Origin of the sequence: Neisseria sp. HMSC073G10 (assembly GCF_001812605.1) — a bacterium.
GTDB classification, from domain to species: domain Bacteria; phylum Pseudomonadota; class Gammaproteobacteria; order Burkholderiales; family Neisseriaceae; genus Neisseria; species Neisseria subflava_A.
In genome coordinates this window covers 50396-67425 of the sequence record NZ_KV809535.1, presented here as the reverse complement: position 1 = coordinate 67425, position 17030 = coordinate 50396, and the positions used below count along the sequence as shown (strand labels likewise).

Sequence of the window (17030 nt, the reverse complement as noted above, 5' to 3'; positions counted from 1 at the left end):
CCGCGACCTATTGAAACAATAAAAGAAAAGCATCATGTTACGCGGATTCATACTCAGCCTCGCCCTTTTGGCGTCCTCCCTCGTCCATGCACAACGCAGCCTGCCTGACGATATGGACGTGGCCGTCTTAAAGACTGTCGATTTGCCTTATCTGAAAGTCAGCAAAGGCGGTTTTTCTTGGACGCGCCTGCTGACCTTGGGCATTGTTGACGGCAACGCAGCCAAACTGCAAATCACCCGCTTCACCAAAATCCACGATGAAAACGACCGTTTCATCCCCATGGGCCGCCTGCTGAATCAAACCGGCAAAGCCGTCGCGTTCAAATACAACGAAGAAAGCCACCTCGTCCGCGAAATCTGGATTTTGACCGACGCCGAAGCCGACAGGTTCATCGAACACGCCCAAAAGCAGAAAAAGGCGGAAGAATAACTTTCAGACGGCCCTGGTATTCAAAGGCCGTCTGAACCCTTTTACAACAAGCAAATCAATCAAAACAAACCATGAAAAAAGTATTTATCCGCACCTTCGGGTGCCAAATGAACGAGTACGACAGCGAAAAAATGCTGTCCGTCCTCGCCGAAGAACACGGCGGTATCGAACAAGTTACCCAACCTGACGACGCCGACATCATCTTGTTCAACACCTGCTCCGTGCGTGAAAAAGCGCAAGAGAAAGTCTTCTCCGACTTAGGCCGCGTACGTCCGCTCAAAGAAAAAAATCCCGACCTCATCATCGGCGTTGCCGGCTGCGTTGCCTCTCAAGAAGGCGAAAACATCGTCAAACGCGCTCCGTATGTGGACGTGGTTTTCGGTCCGCAAACACTGCACCGCCTGCCCAAACTCATCGTCGATAAAGAAACCACCGGCCTGTCTCAAATCGACATTTCCTTCCCCGAAATCGAGAAATTCGACCACCTGCCGCCTGCGCGCGTAGAAGGCGGCTCGGCATTCATTTCCATTATGGAAGGCTGTTCCAAATACTGCTCTTACTGCGTCGTCCCTTACACCCGCGGCGAAGAATTCTCCCGCCCGCTCAACGACGTATTGACCGAGATTGCCGGTTTGGCACAACAAGGTGTTAAAGAAATCAACCTCTTAGGCCAGAACGTCAATGCCTATCGCGGCGAAATGGAAAATGGAGAAATCTGCGACTTTGCCACCTTGTTGCGCATCGTCCACGAAATCCCAGGCATCGAACGCCTGCGCTTTACCACCAGCCATCCGCGCGAATTTACCGACGCGATTATCGAGTGCTACCGCGACCTGCCCAAGCTGGTTTCCCACCTGCACCTGCCGATTCAAAGCGGTTCCGACCGCGTATTGAGCGCGATGAAACGCGGTTACACCGCCTTGGAATACAAATCCATCATCCGCAAGCTGCGTGCCATCCGTCCTGATTTGTGCCTCAGCTCTGACTTTATCGTCGGCTTCCCGGGCGAGACTGAGCGCGAGTTCGAGCAAACCTTGAAACTGGTCAAAGACATCGCCTTCGACTTGAGCTTCGTCTTTATTTACAGTCCGCGCCCCGGTACGCCTGCCGCCAACTTGCACGACGACACGCCGCACGAAGAAAAAGTGCGCCGCCTCGAAGCTTTGAACGAAGTCATCGAAGCCGAAACCGCACGCATCAACCAAACCATGGTCGGCACGGTTCAACGCTGCTTGGTCGAAGGCATCTCCAAAAAAGACCCTGACCAACTGCAAGCCCGTACCGCCAACAACCGCGTGGTCAACTTTACCGGCACACCCGACATGATCAACCAAATGATCGATTTGGAAATCACCGAAGCCTACACCTTCTCCTTGAAAGGCAAACCGGTATAAGCACACACAAACAAAGGCCGTCTGAAACTGTTCAGACGGCCTTTATCTTGGTTCGGCCCGACATTATCTGATTCATGTATTTTTATTACCCGAACAAAAGGCTTTTCAGTATAATACCGCCCGAAAATTCCCTTATCTGTTGAGAAGTTAAGGCCAAAAACCAAACTTTTTGCAGACCAATCCGACGATGCCGTCCCGCAGGCGGCTTTCCCCAAAGGAATATTTTTAAATGAGTTCTTCAAATCAAAGCGTTTTGGAACGATTGTTCAACCTGAGTGCCAATCAGACCAACGTCCGCACTGAAATCATGGCCGGTTTGACCACCTTCCTCGCCATGTGTTACATCATCATCGTCAACCCCCTGATTTTGGGCGAAACCGGCATGGATATGGGCGCAGTATTTGTGGCCACCTGTATCGCCTCCGCCATCGGCTGTTTCGTGATGGGCTTTGTCGGTAACTACCCGATCGCCCTCGCTCCGGGCATGGGTTTGAACGCCTACTTTACCTTTGCCGTCGTCAAAGGCATGGGCGTGGACTGGCGTGTGGCTTTGGGTGCCGTCTTCATCTCCGGCATTATTTTCATCCTTTTCAGCTTCTTTAAAGTGCGCGAAATGCTGGTCAACGCCCTGCCTATGGGCTTGAAAATGTCGATTGCCGCAGGTATCGGCCTCTTCTTGGCATTGATTGCACTCAAAGGCGCAGGCGTGATTGTGGCTAATCCTGCCACATTGGTCGGTTTGGGCGACATCCACCAGCCTACCGCCCTGCTGGCAATGGCAGGCTTCGTGATGGTGGTTGCACTTGGCCACTTCCGCGTCAAAGGCTCCATCATCATTACTATTCTGACGCTGACCGCCATCTCCACCATCTTGGGCTTGAGCGAGTTCAAAGGCGTGGTCGGCGAAGTTCCGAGCATTGCGCCAACCTTCATGCAGATGGACTTCAAAGGCTTGTTCACCGTCAGCATGGTCAGTGTGATTTTTGTATTCTTCCTGGTTGACCTGTTTGACTCTACCGGCACATTGGTCGGCGTTTCCCACCGCGCAGGCCTGTTGCAAGACGGCAAACTGCCGCGTTTGAAACGTGCCTTGCTTGCCGACTCTACCGCCATTATCGCAGGCGCCGCCTTGGGTACTTCTTCTACTACTCCTTACGTTGAAAGCGCGGCAGGCGTTTCTGCCGGCGGCCGTACCGGCCTGACTGCCGTTACCGTCGGCGTACTGATGTTGGCCTGTCTGATTTTCTCCCCACTGGTTCAAAGTATCCCTGCATTCGCTACCGCACCCGCCCTGCTCTATGTTGGCGCGCAAATGTTGCGTAGCGCGCGCGAAATCGATTGGGACGACATGTCCGAAGCCGCGCCGGCATTCCTGACCATCGTCTTCATGCCGTTTACCTACTCGATTGCCGACGGTATTGCATTCGGCTTTATCAGCTACGCACTCATCAAACTCTTGTGCAACCGCACTCAAGACGTACCGCCTATGGTATGGATCGTCGCCGTGTTGTGGGCACTGAAATTCTGGTTCTTGGGTTAAACCACTCAAAAGAACAGGCCGTCTGAAAACTTTTCAGACGGCCTGTTTTATTTTACCCAGCGTTTAAAGCTGTCGGTAAAAGATTATTTTTTCGCTTTTTTAGCAGCAGGTTTAACGGCAGCTTTCGCGCCTTTGTCCAATGCGCAGAAGCGGGTAACGATTTGATCAACCACTTCTTGTTTGCCGTTTACTTCGGTAGTACCGCGGATAGTCAGCATGTTGCCGTCAACTTTGTCTACGTTGGCTGCAGTGGCTGCTTCAGCAACCCAAGCGACATTACCGCCCCAGAATGCGTTTACATCTTTGCTGCTGTCAGTGATACGGAACAGGTTTTCAGTTAATTGGCCTTTGTATTTTACTTGGGCGGCAACAACTTCGTTGCCTTTGAAGCCGTACATTACGCTCAAAGGCTCTTTGCCGTCTTTACCGCATTTGTAGTGAACTTCTTTTTTACCGTCGATAGAGTCTACTTTCAAAGTATTAGGTACTGGAGCTTGAGCTTGTTGAGCCTGAGCTTGGGTTTGTTGTTGCGCAGTAGGCGCAGCTTTAGCTTCAGGTTTGGCTTTAGAACCGCTGCTACATGCAGTCAGGGCAACAGCCGCCAAAACGGCAGGAACGATTAATTTAACATTCATATTCATAATTGACTCCCAAATGGTTTCAATAAAAAACCAGCAAAGGCCGGCTGACATTTACACATTAACAGAGATATTCCGTCTTGTCTTTATCTCAGACGGCATTTTTTAAGAAAAGTTTAAATGTATATTTTTATCTTCTAAAATCAATAAATTATAAATATGAAATCATGTAAATTCAGGTTTGGGAATTTTTAAGATGAATACTGTTGTCAATAAATTGGGGGTTGACAATGGTAAAATGAGATTGAAAAGCGCATATAGATAACAAAAGCCTGGGCAATTTATTTTACACACTTCTGCCTCTGGATTTACTGAGCGTTTCAGACGGCCATAAAACATACACAGCAAATACAATAAAAAAACGCAATCTGAAACAGATTGCGTTTTTTTGAAAACTGGCACGCCCACGGGGAATCGAACCCCGGTTACCGCCGTGAAAGGGCGATGTCCTAACCGCTAGACGATGGGCGCGGATAAATCTTGTGGCGCACCCGGAGCGATTCGAACGCCCGACCCTCTGGTTCGTAGCCAGATACTCTATCCAACTGAGCTACGGGTGCATCCTCATCACTTCGCTAGTGCGTTGTGAATCAAGAAGACCGAATAATATAGGCTTTACTGAAACCTGTCTACTCTTTTCACAGATATTTTTTATATTTTTATTTAACTAATTGAAATTAAAAAAATATAAAATTAACGTAAAATCCCTACTCCTGACAAATCCTGCGCCATTTTGGCGGCGGAGTTATCGGTCATGCCACCGACAAAATCCAAAATTTTCATATAAGCCTGATACAGACTGTCTTCAGGAAGAATCGGATTGTGCTTTTTCAACAACTCCAACGCCAAAGACTGACGCATTGCCAACTGTTTTTCTGCAATCAGGGCATAGGCGGCAGGGACGAGCAAATCCAAAATGGAGCCTAAGCATGGGAACGTGGCAATCTCGGTCAAGAGCTTGGTGTGATGACGAAAAATCCGTGTTTGCGCCAATTCTTTCGCTTTTGCCAAAGTGTTTTGCACTTGCGGGCTACACAGAGCAAGCAAGTCTTTGCCTTTGAATGTTCCGTCCAACAAATCGGACTGATGCAGCATAAAGGTTTGCGCAACATCATCAATCGCCTTGCCGATCGCAATGCCGCGCAACATGGCGCAACGCTGACGGCTGGAACTGGCATGCCACGCGCTTTCGGCAAAGGTCAGTTCGGACAAAATACTTTCTACTTCCGTATCCGTGAGCAAATCCAATTCGACGGCATCTTCCAAGTCCAGCAAGGCATAGCAAATATCGTCGGCAGCCTCCATCAAATAAGACAAAGGATGGCGCGCCCAGCTGTCTACTCCTGCGGAAACCAGCCCCAATTCGTCGGCAACTTGACGGATAAACGGCAACTCGGTTTGATAAATATTGAATTTCTTTCTGCCGTTCGGATGTTGCGTTGTCCACGGATACTTCAGCAATGCGCCGATGGCTGCCGCAGTCAGGCGCATTCCGCCCGCCTCCGGATACATTTCAAGGCTGGCAACGATACGCAGGCTATGCGCATTGCCTTCATAGGTTTGAATATCGTTGCGTTCCGCTTCGTTTAATGTGTTCAGATAAATTTGATGCTCAGGCCGTCTGAACCAATCGCGCAAAGCATCTTCGCCGGTATGGCCAAACGGAGGATTGCCCAAATCATGCGCCAAACAGGCAACCTGCACCACAGCACCAATATCGCTGGGCGTATTGCCCTGCGGCAGAAAACCGCCGTTGTGCAACATCACGCCCACACGGTTGCCCAAGCTTCTGCCTACGCTGGCAACTTCAACGCTGTGCGTCAGGCGGTTGTGCGTCAAGTCATGTTGCGCCAACGGATGTACCTGCGTTTTACGGCCAAGGCGGCGGAAAGCTCCGGAAAAAACAACCCGGTCGTAGTCGATGTGAAAATCCGTACGTAAAGCATCGGCACCTTCTTGAGTCGAAGGGGTAACGGTCGGCACGATTTCGCCGTTTTTAGTGCGGAAGCGTTGGGTGGATAATAAGTTTTGCCAATTCATTCGGATGTTCATAAAGGTTCCTCAAGCAAAGTAAAGGCCGTCTGAAACATATTCAGACGGCCTTATGCTTATTTACCGCGCATCAATTCAAAGAAATCGTCATTGTTTTTAGAGTCTTTGAGTTTGCCCACCAAAAACTCGGTCGCTTCGATTTCGTCCATAGGATGCAGGAATTTGCGCAAGAGCCACATACGTTGCAACTGATCGTTCGGCACCAGCAATTCTTCGCGGCGCGTACCGGATTTATTGATGCTGATGGCCGGGAACAGGCGTTTTTCTGCCATGCGGCGGTCAAGGTGCAATTCCATATTGCCCGTGCCTTTGAACTCTTCGTAAATCACGTCGTCCATGCGGCTGCCGGTTTCAACAAGCGCTGTCGCAATAATGGTAAGCGAACCGCCCTCTTCCACATTACGCGCTGCGCCGAAAAAGCGTTTCGGACGGTGCAAAGCGTTGGCATCAACACCACCGGTCAGAATTTTACCCGAAGTCGGCACGACGGTATTGTAGGCGCGCGCCAAACGGGTAATCGAATCCAGCAGGATGACCACGTCTTTTTTGTGTTCAACCATGCGTTTGGCTTTTTCAATCACCATCTCGGCCACTTGTACATGGCGTTGCGCAGGTTCGTCAAACGTAGAGGAAACCACTTCGCCGCGTACAGAACGGCTCATTTCGGTCACTTCCTCCGGACGCTCGTCAATCAACAGGACAATCAGTTCGACATCGGGATAATTGGCGGTAATGGCATGGGCAATGTTTTGCAACATCACGGTTTTACCGGTCTTAGGCGGCGCCACCAACAATGCACGTTGGCCTTTACCGATTGGGGAAACCAAGTCGATGGCGCGGCCGGTCAGATTCTCTTCGGCTTTGATGTCGCGCTCGAGTTTGAATTGTTCGGTTGGGAATAAAGGCGTGAGGTTTTCAAAGAGGATTTTGTGTTTGCAGACTTCGGGCGGATCGCCGTTGATGGTATCGAGACGGACAAGCGCGAAATAACGCTCGTTGTCTTTAGGTACGCGCACGCTGCCTTCAATGGTGTCACCGGTGTGCAGATTGAAGCGGCGGATTTGCGTGGGCGAAACATAAATATCGTCAGGGCCGGCAAGGTAAGAAGTATCTGCGCTGCGCAGGAAACCGAAGCCGTCGGGCAGGATTTCGAGTGTGCCGGAACAGGTAAAGCTGACATTTTGCTTCATCATCTGGCGGACGATGGCAAAAACGAGGTCTTGTTTGCGGAAACGGTTGGCGTTTTCAATGCCATGTTCTTCTGCCATTTCCAAGAGTTTGGAAATGTGGAGGGTTTGGAGTTCTGAAACGTGCATAGTATTGATATATTTTGAATGGTATCAGAGAGATGGCACAAAGGCCGTCTGAAAGTATGAAATCGTGCCGCAGGATACGGTAGATTTTTGAGAAAGTTGAATTTTAGGCAGTTGGAGGCAGGGTGTCAAATTTTTAAATCGAACACTGAGCCGATACCATAATCTTACCATGCAATAAGATTACGGCTGGAAGTAAGGTGGCAACCGCAATCTTATCATCAAAAATCCGAGTATTTACCCAACTTCAGACGGCCTTTTGCCCGTATCGCATCAGCGTCATGCCGCCGACCGCCGCCGTACAACCCGCAACCAGCGAAATATGCAGCGGTTCGCCCAAAAACCACGCCGAAGACAGCACACCGAAAATCGGCACGAGCGTAATATACGCCGCCGCGCTGCCTGCACCCAAAGTCTTCACGCCTTCGAAATACCACGCGTAGGCCAATACCGTCGCGCCGATGACCAGCCACGCCAAGGCTGTCCAGCCTCGCCCATCCATTGCCGCTATCGCCTCAAACGGCATTCCGTCCGTCCACAACGCCACCACCGACAACATCAACGCACCAATGAACGATGTTGCCGCCGTTACCGTCAGCGCATCTATCCCACGCAAAACCGCGCGACCAATTAAAGTATAAGCCGCCCAACAAACCACGCAACCGAAAATCAGCCACTCTCCTGCCTTGATGCCGCCGGATAACACCGTCAACGGCTGCCCTTGCGTTACCACCATAATGGCACCGCCAACCGCCATGAGCATACCCGCCAAAATCTTCGCATTTAAACGCTCGCCGAAAAACCAAGTCGCCATCAGCAGCGTCAGCACGGGATTTACCGCCACGACCACCGCCGCCTTGCCTGCCGGCATAGTCTGCAAACCCAGCATAAAAAACACTGCATAGCCGCACACGCCGACGGAAGCGGCTGCAGTCAAGCCCAGCCATTGCCGCGCCGATAAAGCCGCCAAAGTCGCAAACCTGCTGCGCACAAACAACCAGCCCAACAACAAAACCGAAGCCAAGACAAACCGAACCGCCCCGCCCGTCAGCGGCGGCAGCGACTGCCCCAGCATCCGCCCCATCGGCCAGGACGCGCCCCACAACACCGCCATTCCCAGCAGTTTCAAATGTACAGAATAACGTTCCATCTCATCCCTTTATCGACAAAGGCCGTCTGAAAACCAGATTTCAAGTTTTCAGACGGCCTTCAATATAGCGACTGCAAACAGATTACTTAGGCTGCCAAGAATCTTTCAGCGTGACCGTGCGGTTGAACACGGGATGCTCGGAGCTGTGGTCTTTGCGGTCGGTGACGAAGTAGCCGATACGCTCGAACTGCCAACGGCTTTCTGCCGGCAAATCTTTTGCGACAGGCTCGGCGTAGGCGGTGATTTCCTTAATGGATTCAGGGTTGAGGAAATCGGTAAACGGCAGGTAGTTGCCGTCTTCGCCGCGCACGGCATCGGGACGCTCGACGGTAAAGAGGCGGTCGTAGAGGCGGACTTTGATTTCGGCGGCGTGTTCGGCAGAAACCCAGTGAATCACGCCTTTAACTTTGCGGCCTTCGGGATTTTTACCCAAGGTATCGTGGTCGATGCTGCATTTGAGTTCAACCACATTGCCTGCCTCGCCTTTGACTACTTCATCGCATTTGATGACATAGCCGTGGCGCAAACGCACTTCGCCGCCGGGAATCAGGCGTTTGAAGCCTTTAGGCGGATTTTCGGCAAAGTCGTCGGCTTCGATGTAGATGGTTTGGGACACGGGAATTTCGCGCTCGCCCATTTCTTCGTGATTGGGGTGGAACGCTGCGCGACGGCTTTGGGTTTTGCCGGCTTCAAAGTTGGTCAGGGTTACTTTGAGCGGGTTCAAAACCGCCATCAAACGCGGGGCGGAGTTTTCCAGCTCTTCGCGAATCGCGCCTTCCAACACGCTCATATCGACGATGTTTTCAGATTTGGAAATACCGGCGCGTTTGGCAAACAGGCGCAGGCCTTCGGGCGTGTAGCCGCGGCGGCGCATACCGGAAATCGTCGGCATACGCGGATCGTCCCAGCCGGCAACGTGGCCGTCTGAAACCAGTTGGTTCAGCTTGCGTTTGGACGTGATGGAATACAAAAGCTCCAAACGGGAAAACTCATATTGGCGCGGGCGGTTAGGAAATGGACTCAACAGACTCATAATTTCTTTTATTAAATTTGAATAATCTGAAATTAATTCAGCAATTCTTGTCCATTCTTCATCCCAAAATCCTCCCTCATAGCTACGCAAAGAAATATCAACTAATTTTTGCAATATATTTACATTTAACTTAGATTCTAACTTTAAGTTTTTAAGCTGAAAAGAAATTATCATTCTCATATTTGAAATTTCATTATAAATTTCATCATAAATTTCAATATGCTTATTAATATTATTTCCTAAATCTAGTTGTATATATTTACTTTGCAAATTTGAAAGAATATAACTTAACCTATTGATTGCTAATCTTGTTTTATCATTAGTAACAATAATATTATCCACAACCCAGTCATACAGAGGACGGTGTGCTTCAAATTCGAGCGTACACAAGGAATGCGTGATGCCTTCGATGGCATCGGAAATGCAATGCGTGTAGTCGTACATCGGGTAGATGCACCATTTATCGCCGGTGTTGTGGTGATGGGCGCGGCGGATGCGGTAGATGACCGGATCGCGCATATTGATGTTACCTGAAGCCATGTCAATTTTCAGGCGCAGGGTTTTACTGCCATCGGGAAATTCGCCGTTTTTCATGCGCGTGAACAGGTCGAGGTTTTCTTCGATACTGCGGTCGCGATAAGGGCTGTTTTTACCTGCTTCGGTCAGCGTGCCGCGGTATTCGCGCATTTCTTCAGGGGTCAAATCATCGACATACGCTTTGCCGTCTTTGATTAAACCGACGGCGTAGTCGTAAAGCTGGTCGAAATAGTTGGAAGCGAAACGCGGCTCGCCCGCCCAATGGAAGCCCAACCACTCGACATCCTCTTTGATGGCGTTGACGTATTCGTCGTTTTCTTTTTCAGGGTTGGTATCGTCAAAACGCAGGTTGCACAAGCCGTCGTAAATATACGCCAAACCGAAGTTCAAGCAGATGGATTTGGCGTGGCCGATGTGCAAATAGCCGTTCGGCTCGGGCGGGAAACGGGTTTGGATGGCTGTATGTTTACCGCTTTTGAGGTCTTCTTCGATGATGGTACGGATAAAGTGGTTGTCCGCGAATTGGTCTTTATTCAACATAATATTTCTTTGATGGGAAAATGATTTTCTGTTTTCAGACGGCCTGAGCATTCAATCAGGCCGTCTGAAAGGAATGGAATGATGGCTCAATTGTACCCGACTTGGCTACTTTGATACAGGGTCGGCAACCTGCCACGCTACACCGCGCTCGTTTAGGGTTTTCTGCATGGCGGCGGATGGTATACGGTCGGTAAACAGCTTATCGAATGCGCCGATATCACCCAGTCTGACCAAGGCATTGCTGTTGAACTTGCTGTGGTCGACGCCAAGATAGCGCACGCGGGCATTGTTCACCATCGCCTGCATGACGCTGACTTCCTTGTAATCGTCATCCAAAAGCGAGCCGTCGTTTTCTATGCCGTGGGTACTCATGATGGCATAGTCGACTTTAAATTGGTTGATGAAATCGACGGTCGCCACGCCGGTAATACCGCCGTCCAAGGGGCGGACCACGCCGGAAGCGATGATGACCGTGTAATCGGTACGCGCCGCAGTGATGGAGGCGGCGTAAATATTGTTGGTGATAATCCGCAGGTTTTTACGCTGTCTGACCAACTCGGCGGCAACGGCTTCCATGGTGGTGCCGATGCTGATAAACAGCGAGGCATTGTCGGGAATGGTGGAAGCAATCAGACGGGCAATGGCGTTTTTTTCCTGCTGCTGATGGTTGCGTCGTTCCTGCCCTGCCGTTACGACTGAAACATCGCCCAAAGATGCGCCGCCGTGATAGCGTTTGAGCTGTCCAGTCTCGCTTAACTCTTGAACATCGCGGCGTATGGTTTGCGGCGTAACATCCAAATTTGCCGCCAATTCTTCTACCGTCATAAAGTTATGTTCGCGGACAAGGCTGAGGATATGTTCGTGTCTTTGGATTTTGGGTTTCATGGCGTTTCGTTTTGTAGGGATAAACCAATGGCCGTCTGAATATTTCAGACGGCCTTTTTAATTGTCAAACCGATTACATCTCGAGTTTCTGTTCCAAGCGTTCCATGCACGCGCCCAAGTGGCGGCGCATGACTTTGGTCACACGGTTGCGCTTGCCTGCCAGCAACAAATCGAGGATTTCTCGGTGTTCATGGTGCGAATTGGAATCGATGTTGCGCTTTTCTTTGCGAAGCGGATCGGAAACAGCCACAATCAATGAAGAACGTGCGCACAAGGTATTCATGATTTCAAACAGGACATCGTTGTCCAGCAGCCGCGCCAATTCGACATGGAAGGCATTGGACAGGCGGTTCCAACCCACGCGGTCGCCGCTTTCGGAGGCTGCGCCCTCTTGCTCAATCATGGCGTAAAGCGGTTTCAGACGCGTTTCCAAATCAGGCATATCGATAAGGACGCTCAAAATCATGCTTTCCATTTCGATACGCGTATTGAACACGTCTTTCATTTCTTTCAAGTCCGGCACATGGACAAATGCGCCGCGGTTGGGCTGCAAATCGACGATTTTATCGTGCGCCAAAAGTGACAATGCGCCACGCACGGTATTGCGCGAGCAAACCATTTGCCGGCAAAGCTCGGACTCGGTCAGTTTTTTGCCCGGCAGCAGCAGATGGTCGGTAATGCCGTCCAAAATCAATGCGTACACGCGGAAGAGTTCCGAATCGTGACGCTCTTCCAAAATAAGCGATGAAGTTGCAGGCGCAATGTTGGTATTATTTTCGTAATCCATACTGTTTCCCCAGTATCCGTATTAAGGCGCAAGCGTTTACAAACCTGCAGCTTTCGGGGTTGTTTAAAATATAATTAAAAATTGTTGACAATGTTAAACGAAACTTGCACAATGAGATCAACAAGCCAAGTTATAAAGGCTGATAGAGAGAGAGAAAAAGGAATAAAAAGCAAGCAGATATATTCATGTTAATGCGTGAATATATCTGCTTTTTTTGTGGGTAGCCGGTTCACGCTCCGATACTCCCACCCTGAAACTGCCCTATTCTGTTTCGACGATCTCGAAGCTGTGGCTCATTTTTGCCGCTTTGCCCAGCATAATCGATGCGGAGCAATATTTTTCGGCAGACATCTGTACTGCGCGTTCAATCGCGCTTTCCTGCAAATCCCGACCATACACTTTGAAGTGGATATGGATTTCGGTAAACACGCGCGGCGCGGTGTCGGCGCGTTTGGCAGTCACTTCGGCACGGCAGTCGGTGATTTTTTGGCGTTGTTTCTCGGCAATCATCACGACATCGATGCTGGAACAGCCTGCTACACCCAACAACAGCATTTCCATCGGGCTGGGACCGCGTTTGACTTCGCCTTCAGCCGCCGCGCCTTCCATCACAACGCTGTGTCCGTTTGCCGTTGTACCGACGAAGCACATTCCATCTATCCATTTTGAAGTAACTTGCATGGTGTCTTTTTTATCCGTAAAAGCATTAATCCGATATTGTAAACAATTTCAAGTGATAAACCTAGTCAGGCCGTCTGAAAAATACAATCAATTACAATCGGCCTAAACGCATTATTCGTCCCGATACGCCCAATGGTTGACCGGCCCGTGTCCTGCCCCGATGCCCAAAGGATGGGAAATGGCGGCAGCAATATAGTTTTTTGCCGTTTGAACCGCCTCGGGCACGCTAAACCCTTTTGCCAACTCGGCAGTGATGCAGGCAGAAAACGTGCAGCCCGTGCCATGCGTATGCGGCGTCGGGAAACGTTTGCTGTTCAGCTCGATGGTTTCATATGGCGTAAACAGCCAGTCGGTGCAATATTCGCTTTGGCTGTCGGCAAGATGGCCGCCTTTAATCACCACATTTTTCACGCCCCAATCCTGAAGAATTTTGGCGGCGCGTTCCGCATCTTGGCGGTTTTCAATATTAATACCCGTCAATGCCTGCGCTTCGGGCAAGTTTGGAGTCAAGACGTCCGTATGCGGCAACAACAGGCGTTTCATGGCTTCGACGGCTGAATTTTCCAACAACGGTGCTCCGCCTTTGGCAATCATGACCGGATCCAACACGCGTTTGCCGAAGTCGCATTCGGCGGTTTGTTCCGCCACGCATTCGATGATTTCCGCCGTACCCAGCATACCGATTTTATAGGCGCGGATTTGAAAATCCTCCTGAATCGCAGCAATTTGCGCGGCAATCATGTCAGTCGGTATCGGATGCACTGCCGATACGCCCAAGGTATTTTGTGCGGTAACCGCGGTCAGTACGCTGGTGCCGAACACGCCGCGCATCTGAAATGTCTTCAAATCCGCCTGTATGCCCGCGCCGCCGCCGGAATCTGAGCCGGCAATCGTCAGCGTTTGAATAAAAAGTTCGTCCATCGTGTCCTCCTGTTTTTCAGACGGCCTTATGTTTATCGTTGTTGAGAGCAGTTTGGTTTTATCCGCAAACAAAGGCATTCGCCATCTATCTTTCCGAATGCCTTATCTGTTGTTTTACCCAAAACAAACGTACGTTCTCGGGCGGAATATCTTAACAAACAAAAGGCCATCTGAAAACTATTTTCATTTTCAGACGGCCTGTTCAATTTTAAACCTATTCAGGCTTATTCTTCGTATGCGTCAATCGGCAAGCAGGAGCAAACCAGATTGCGGTCACCATACACTTCATCTACCCGTTTGACGCTCGGCCAGAATTTGTGTTCGCGTACGAACGGCAATGGGAAGACAGCTTCTTCGCGGGAGTACGGATGCGCCCATTCACCGGTTACATCTGCTGCGGTATGCGGAGCATTCACCAGCGGATTATCCTCTTTCGGCCATTCGCCGCGCTCGACTTTCAGCACTTCCTGTTTGATTTGTTTCAGGGCAGCGATGAAGCGGTCGAGTTCGGCTTTGCTTTCGCTCTCAGTCGGCTCAATCATCAGCGTACCGGCAACAGGGAAGGAAACCGTCGGCGCGTGGAAGCCGTAATCCATCAGGCGTTTGGCGATGTCAGTTTCAGTGATGCCGCTTTCGGCTTTAAGCGGACGCAAATCGACGATACATTCGTGCGCGACGCGGCCGTTTTTGCCTGTATACAGGATCGGATAGTCTTCGCTCAGACGCTTGGCAACGTAGTTGGCGTTGAGCAATGCCCAGCGTGTCGCCTGTTCCATGCCTTGTTTGCCCATCATGGTCAGGTACATCCAAGTAATCGGCAGGATGGACGCAGAACCGAAGGCCGCAGCAGCAACGGCGGTTTGGTCGGCACTGGCGCTGTGGATGTCGGTCAAAGCATGTCCCGGTGCAAACGGGGCAAGGTGGGCTTTCAAACCGATAGGGCCGACGCCCGGACCACCGCCGCCGTGAGGGATACAGAAGGTTTTGTGCAGGTTCATGTGCAACACGTCCGCGCCGACTTCGGCAGGCTGCATGATGCCGATTTGGGCGTTGAGGTTGGCGCCGTCCATGTAAACCTGTCCGCCGTTTTCATGGATGATGCGGCAGATGTCGCGGATGCCTTCTTCATACACGCCGTGGGTGGACGGGTAAGTAATCATGATGGCGGACAAAGCGTCGCGGTGTTGCTCTGCTTTGGCTTTCAAATCATCGATGTTGACGTTGCCGTGTTCGTCGGTATCGACGACGACGACTTTCAAACCCAGCATAGCGGCAGTCGCAGGGTTGGTACCGTGGGCGGATTTGGGAATCAGGCAGATGTTGCGGTGTCCCTCGCCGTTGGCTTCTTGATAGCGGCGGATGGAGAGCATGCCGCTGTATTCGCCCTGCGCGCCGGAGTTGGGCTGGAAGGAAATCGCGTCAAAGCCGGTGATGGCTTTCAGGCTGTTTTCCATGTCGGTCAAAAGCGCGCGGTAGCCTGCGGCTTGGTCTTTGGGGGCGTAGGGGTGGATGTCGGTGAACTCTGCCCAAGTAATCGGCAACATTTCCGCAGTCGCGTTGAGTTTCATGGTGCAGCTGCCCAATGAAATCATGCTGCGATTCATCGCCAAATCGCGGTCTTCGAGTTTTTTCAGATAGCGCAGCATTTCGTGTTCGGTGTGGTAACTGTTGAACACAGGATGTTGCAGAATGTCGTCCTGACGCAGCAATTCGGCATTCAGACGGCCTTTGACATCATCGGCAAATGTAGCCGTATCTTTGCCGGTAAACGCACGGTACAAATCGACCAAATCTTCATATGCCGATGTTTCATGGAATGCAGCCGCAATTTGAGTATCGTTGACGCGGCGCAGGTTGTAACCCGACTTCAAAGCAGCGGCAAACACTTGGTCTGCTTTCTCTTTGCTGCCGAAATCGACGGTAACGGTATCGAAGAAGACCTTGTGAACCACATTCAGGCCGTCTGAAACCAGCACATTGGCAAAGGTAGAAGCCAGCGCATGGATACGTTTGGCAATGCGTTTCACGCCTTCAGGACCGTGGTAAACGGCATACATACCGGCCAAGTTCGCCAGCAATGCTTGTGCGGTACAAATATTGGATGTCGCTTTTTCGCGGCGGATGTGTTGCTCGCGGGTGGACAAAGCCATGCGCAAGGCAGGTTTGCCCGATGCGTCTTTGGATACGCCGATGATGCGGCCCGGAGCGGAACGTTTGAACTCGTCTTTAAACGCGAAATAAGCAGCGTGCGGACCACCGAAGCCCATCGGCACGCCGAAGCGTTGGGTGTTACCCAAAGCAATATCCGCGCCCAATTCAGCCGGAGACTTCAGCAAAACCAAGCTCATGATATCGGCGGCAACGGCCACGATTGTGCCTTTGGCTTTCAGACGGCCGATAACGTCCTGCAAGTCTTGCACGTCACCGTCTTTGCCGACGTATTGGAACAGCGCGCCGAAGTATTCGCCCTCGTCGGCTTGGGCAAAATCGCCGACCACCAGTTCAAAACCGAAATATTTAGCGCGGGTTTTCATCACGTCCAAAGTTTGCGGATACACGCGCGCATCCACAAAGAAACGCTCGGATTTCACTTTGCCCACGCGGTGCGCCATCGCCATCGCTTCGGCGGCGGCAGTTGCCTCGTCCAGCAAAGACGCGCCTGCCACAGGGAAACCGGTCAAATCGATACACACTTGTTGGAAGTTCAACAAAGCTTCCAAACGACCCTGTGCAATTTCCGCCTGATACGGGGTGTAGGCGGTGTACCAACCCGGATTTTCCAATACGTTGCGCAAAATCACATTCGGCACGCGGGTCGGGTAATAGCCCAAACCGATATAGGATTTGTTGATCACGTTTTTCGACGCGATGCCTTTCAATTTCGCCAACGCGTCCGCCTCGGTCAACGCTTCGGGCAAATCGAGTTCGGACGGCATACGGATGCTTTGCGGCACGGTATTGCCGACAAAATCATCCATGCTCTTCTCGCCGAGCGCTTCCAAAAGCGCAGCCTCGTCGCCAAAGCTCAAATGGCGCGCGGCAAATTCGTTCGGGTTGAACAATTCAGATAGTTTCATTTCTACTCCTTTGGTGTTATCGATATCAACACTGTTTTTTCTTGCAGATGTT

13 protein-coding genes and 2 tRNA genes are annotated in these 17030 nt (G+C 51.0%); 3 read left to right on the top strand and 12 right to left on the bottom strand.

Annotated features, from left to right (window positions below; all coding sequences use genetic code 11):
• Positions 1–34: 34 nt before the first annotated feature.
• The 3 genes from HMPREF2865_RS07785 to HMPREF2865_RS07775 all read left to right on the top strand — a co-directional run bounded on the left by HMPREF2865_RS07785 (position 35) and on the right by HMPREF2865_RS07775 (position 3364).
• Positions 35–430 (top strand): hypothetical protein, encoded by a 396-nt coding sequence (locus HMPREF2865_RS07785; RefSeq protein ID WP_070646639.1) that lies wholly within the window; start codon positions 35–37, stop codon positions 428–430.
• A 71-nt stretch (positions 431–501) separates the two neighbouring features.
• A complete protein-coding gene (gene miaB / locus HMPREF2865_RS07780) occupies positions 502–1824 on the top strand; it encodes a tRNA (N6-isopentenyl adenosine(37)-C2)-methylthiotransferase MiaB (protein WP_036492978.1) in 1323 nt (440 codons plus the stop codon).
• A 229-nt stretch (positions 1825–2053) separates the two neighbouring features.
• A complete protein-coding gene (locus tag HMPREF2865_RS07775; RefSeq protein ID WP_070646638.1) occupies positions 2054–3364 on the top strand; it encodes an NCS2 family permease in 1311 nt (436 codons plus the stop codon).
• An 83-nt stretch (positions 3365–3447) separates the two neighbouring features.
• Here HMPREF2865_RS07775 and HMPREF2865_RS07770 read toward each other — a convergent pair whose 3' ends face one another.
• The 12 genes from HMPREF2865_RS07770 to gcvP form a co-directional block, all read right to left on the bottom strand.
• On the bottom strand, positions 3448–4005 hold the full coding sequence (locus HMPREF2865_RS07770) for a hypothetical protein (protein ID WP_070646681.1): 558 nt from the start codon (positions 4003–4005) through the stop codon (positions 3448–3450).
• A gap of 393 nt (positions 4006–4398) precedes the next feature.
• Positions 4399–4473, bottom strand: a tRNA-Glu gene (locus tag HMPREF2865_RS07765).
• A gap of 12 nt (positions 4474–4485) precedes the next feature.
• Positions 4486–4562: transfer RNA gene (locus tag HMPREF2865_RS07760), tRNA-Arg, on the bottom strand.
• Between the two features lie 133 nt (positions 4563–4695).
• On the bottom strand, positions 4696–6054 hold the full coding sequence (locus HMPREF2865_RS07755; RefSeq protein ID WP_070646637.1) for a deoxyguanosinetriphosphate triphosphohydrolase: 1359 nt from the start codon (positions 6052–6054) through the stop codon (positions 4696–4698).
• A 56-nt stretch (positions 6055–6110) separates the two neighbouring features.
• Positions 6111–7370 (bottom strand): transcription termination factor Rho, encoded by a 1260-nt coding sequence (rho, locus tag HMPREF2865_RS07750; protein ID WP_003748836.1) that lies wholly within the window; start codon positions 7368–7370, stop codon positions 6111–6113.
• 244 nt (positions 7371–7614) lie between these two features.
• Positions 7615–8517 carry a DMT family transporter gene (locus tag HMPREF2865_RS07745; RefSeq protein WP_070646636.1) on the bottom strand — a complete coding sequence of 301 codons (903 nt, stop codon included), beginning with the start codon at positions 8515–8517 and terminating at the stop codon, positions 7615–7617.
• Between the two features lie 82 nt (positions 8518–8599).
• Positions 8600–10627, bottom strand: a complete 2028-nt coding sequence (locus HMPREF2865_RS07740) for a glutamine--tRNA ligase (protein WP_070646635.1) — start codon at positions 10625–10627, stop codon at positions 8600–8602.
• 105 nt (positions 10628–10732) lie between these two features.
• Positions 10733–11512 (bottom strand): DeoR/GlpR family DNA-binding transcription regulator, encoded by a 780-nt coding sequence (locus HMPREF2865_RS07735; protein WP_070646634.1) that lies wholly within the window; start codon positions 11510–11512, stop codon positions 10733–10735.
• 73 nt (positions 11513–11585) lie between these two features.
• On the bottom strand, positions 11586–12299 hold the full coding sequence (locus tag HMPREF2865_RS07730) for a GntR family transcriptional regulator (protein WP_070646633.1): 714 nt from the start codon (positions 12297–12299) through the stop codon (positions 11586–11588).
• Between the two features lie 261 nt (positions 12300–12560).
• Positions 12561–12980, bottom strand: coding sequence for an OsmC family protein (locus HMPREF2865_RS07725; protein WP_003679886.1), 420 nt, complete (start codon positions 12978–12980; stop codon positions 12561–12563).
• Positions 12981–13091: 111 nt separating this feature from the next.
• A complete protein-coding gene (gene thiD, locus HMPREF2865_RS07720) occupies positions 13092–13901 on the bottom strand; it encodes a bifunctional hydroxymethylpyrimidine kinase/phosphomethylpyrimidine kinase (protein WP_049332169.1) in 810 nt (269 codons plus the stop codon).
• 224 nt (positions 13902–14125) lie between these two features.
• Positions 14126–16978, bottom strand: a complete 2853-nt coding sequence (gcvP, locus tag HMPREF2865_RS07715) for an aminomethyl-transferring glycine dehydrogenase (protein ID WP_070646632.1) — start codon at positions 16976–16978, stop codon at positions 14126–14128.
• Positions 16979–17030 lie beyond the last annotated feature (52 nt).

Bases quoted from the DNA above. Each gene is read 5' to 3' on its own strand.
- rho (WP_003748836.1), bottom strand. From the start codon at position 7,370: ATGCACGTTTCAGAACTCCAAACCCTCCACATTTCCAAACTCTTGGAA.
- HMPREF2865_RS07770 (WP_070646681.1), bottom strand. From the start codon at position 4,005: ATGAATATGAATGTTAAATTAATCGTTCCTGCCGTTTTGGCGGCTGTT.
- thiD (WP_049332169.1), bottom strand. From the start codon at position 13,901: ATGGACGAACTTTTTATTCAAACGCTGACGATTGCCGGCTCAGATTCC.
- HMPREF2865_RS07785 (WP_070646639.1), top strand. From the start codon at position 35: ATGTTACGCGGATTCATACTCAGCCTCGCCCTTTTGGCGTCCTCCCTC.
- HMPREF2865_RS07775 (WP_070646638.1), top strand. From the start codon at position 2,054: ATGAGTTCTTCAAATCAAAGCGTTTTGGAACGATTGTTCAACCTGAGT.
- HMPREF2865_RS07755 (WP_070646637.1), bottom strand. From the start codon at position 6,054: ATGAACATCCGAATGAATTGGCAAAACTTATTATCCACCCAACGCTTC.
- HMPREF2865_RS07745 (WP_070646636.1), bottom strand. From the start codon at position 8,517: ATGGAACGTTATTCTGTACATTTGAAACTGCTGGGAATGGCGGTGTTG.
- gcvP (WP_070646632.1), bottom strand. From the start codon at position 16,978: ATGAAACTATCTGAATTGTTCAACCCGAACGAATTTGCCGCGCGCCAT.
- HMPREF2865_RS07725 (WP_003679886.1), bottom strand. From the start codon at position 12,980: ATGCAAGTTACTTCAAAATGGATAGATGGAATGTGCTTCGTCGGTACA.
- HMPREF2865_RS07740 (WP_070646635.1), bottom strand. From the start codon at position 10,627: ATGTTGAATAAAGACCAATTCGCGGACAACCACTTTATCCGTACCATC.
- HMPREF2865_RS07735 (WP_070646634.1), bottom strand. From the start codon at position 11,512: ATGAAACCCAAAATCCAAAGACACGAACATATCCTCAGCCTTGTCCGC.
- HMPREF2865_RS07730 (WP_070646633.1), bottom strand. From the start codon at position 12,299: ATGGATTACGAAAATAATACCAACATTGCGCCTGCAACTTCATCGCTT.
- miaB (WP_036492978.1), top strand. From the start codon at position 502: ATGAAAAAAGTATTTATCCGCACCTTCGGGTGCCAAATGAACGAGTAC.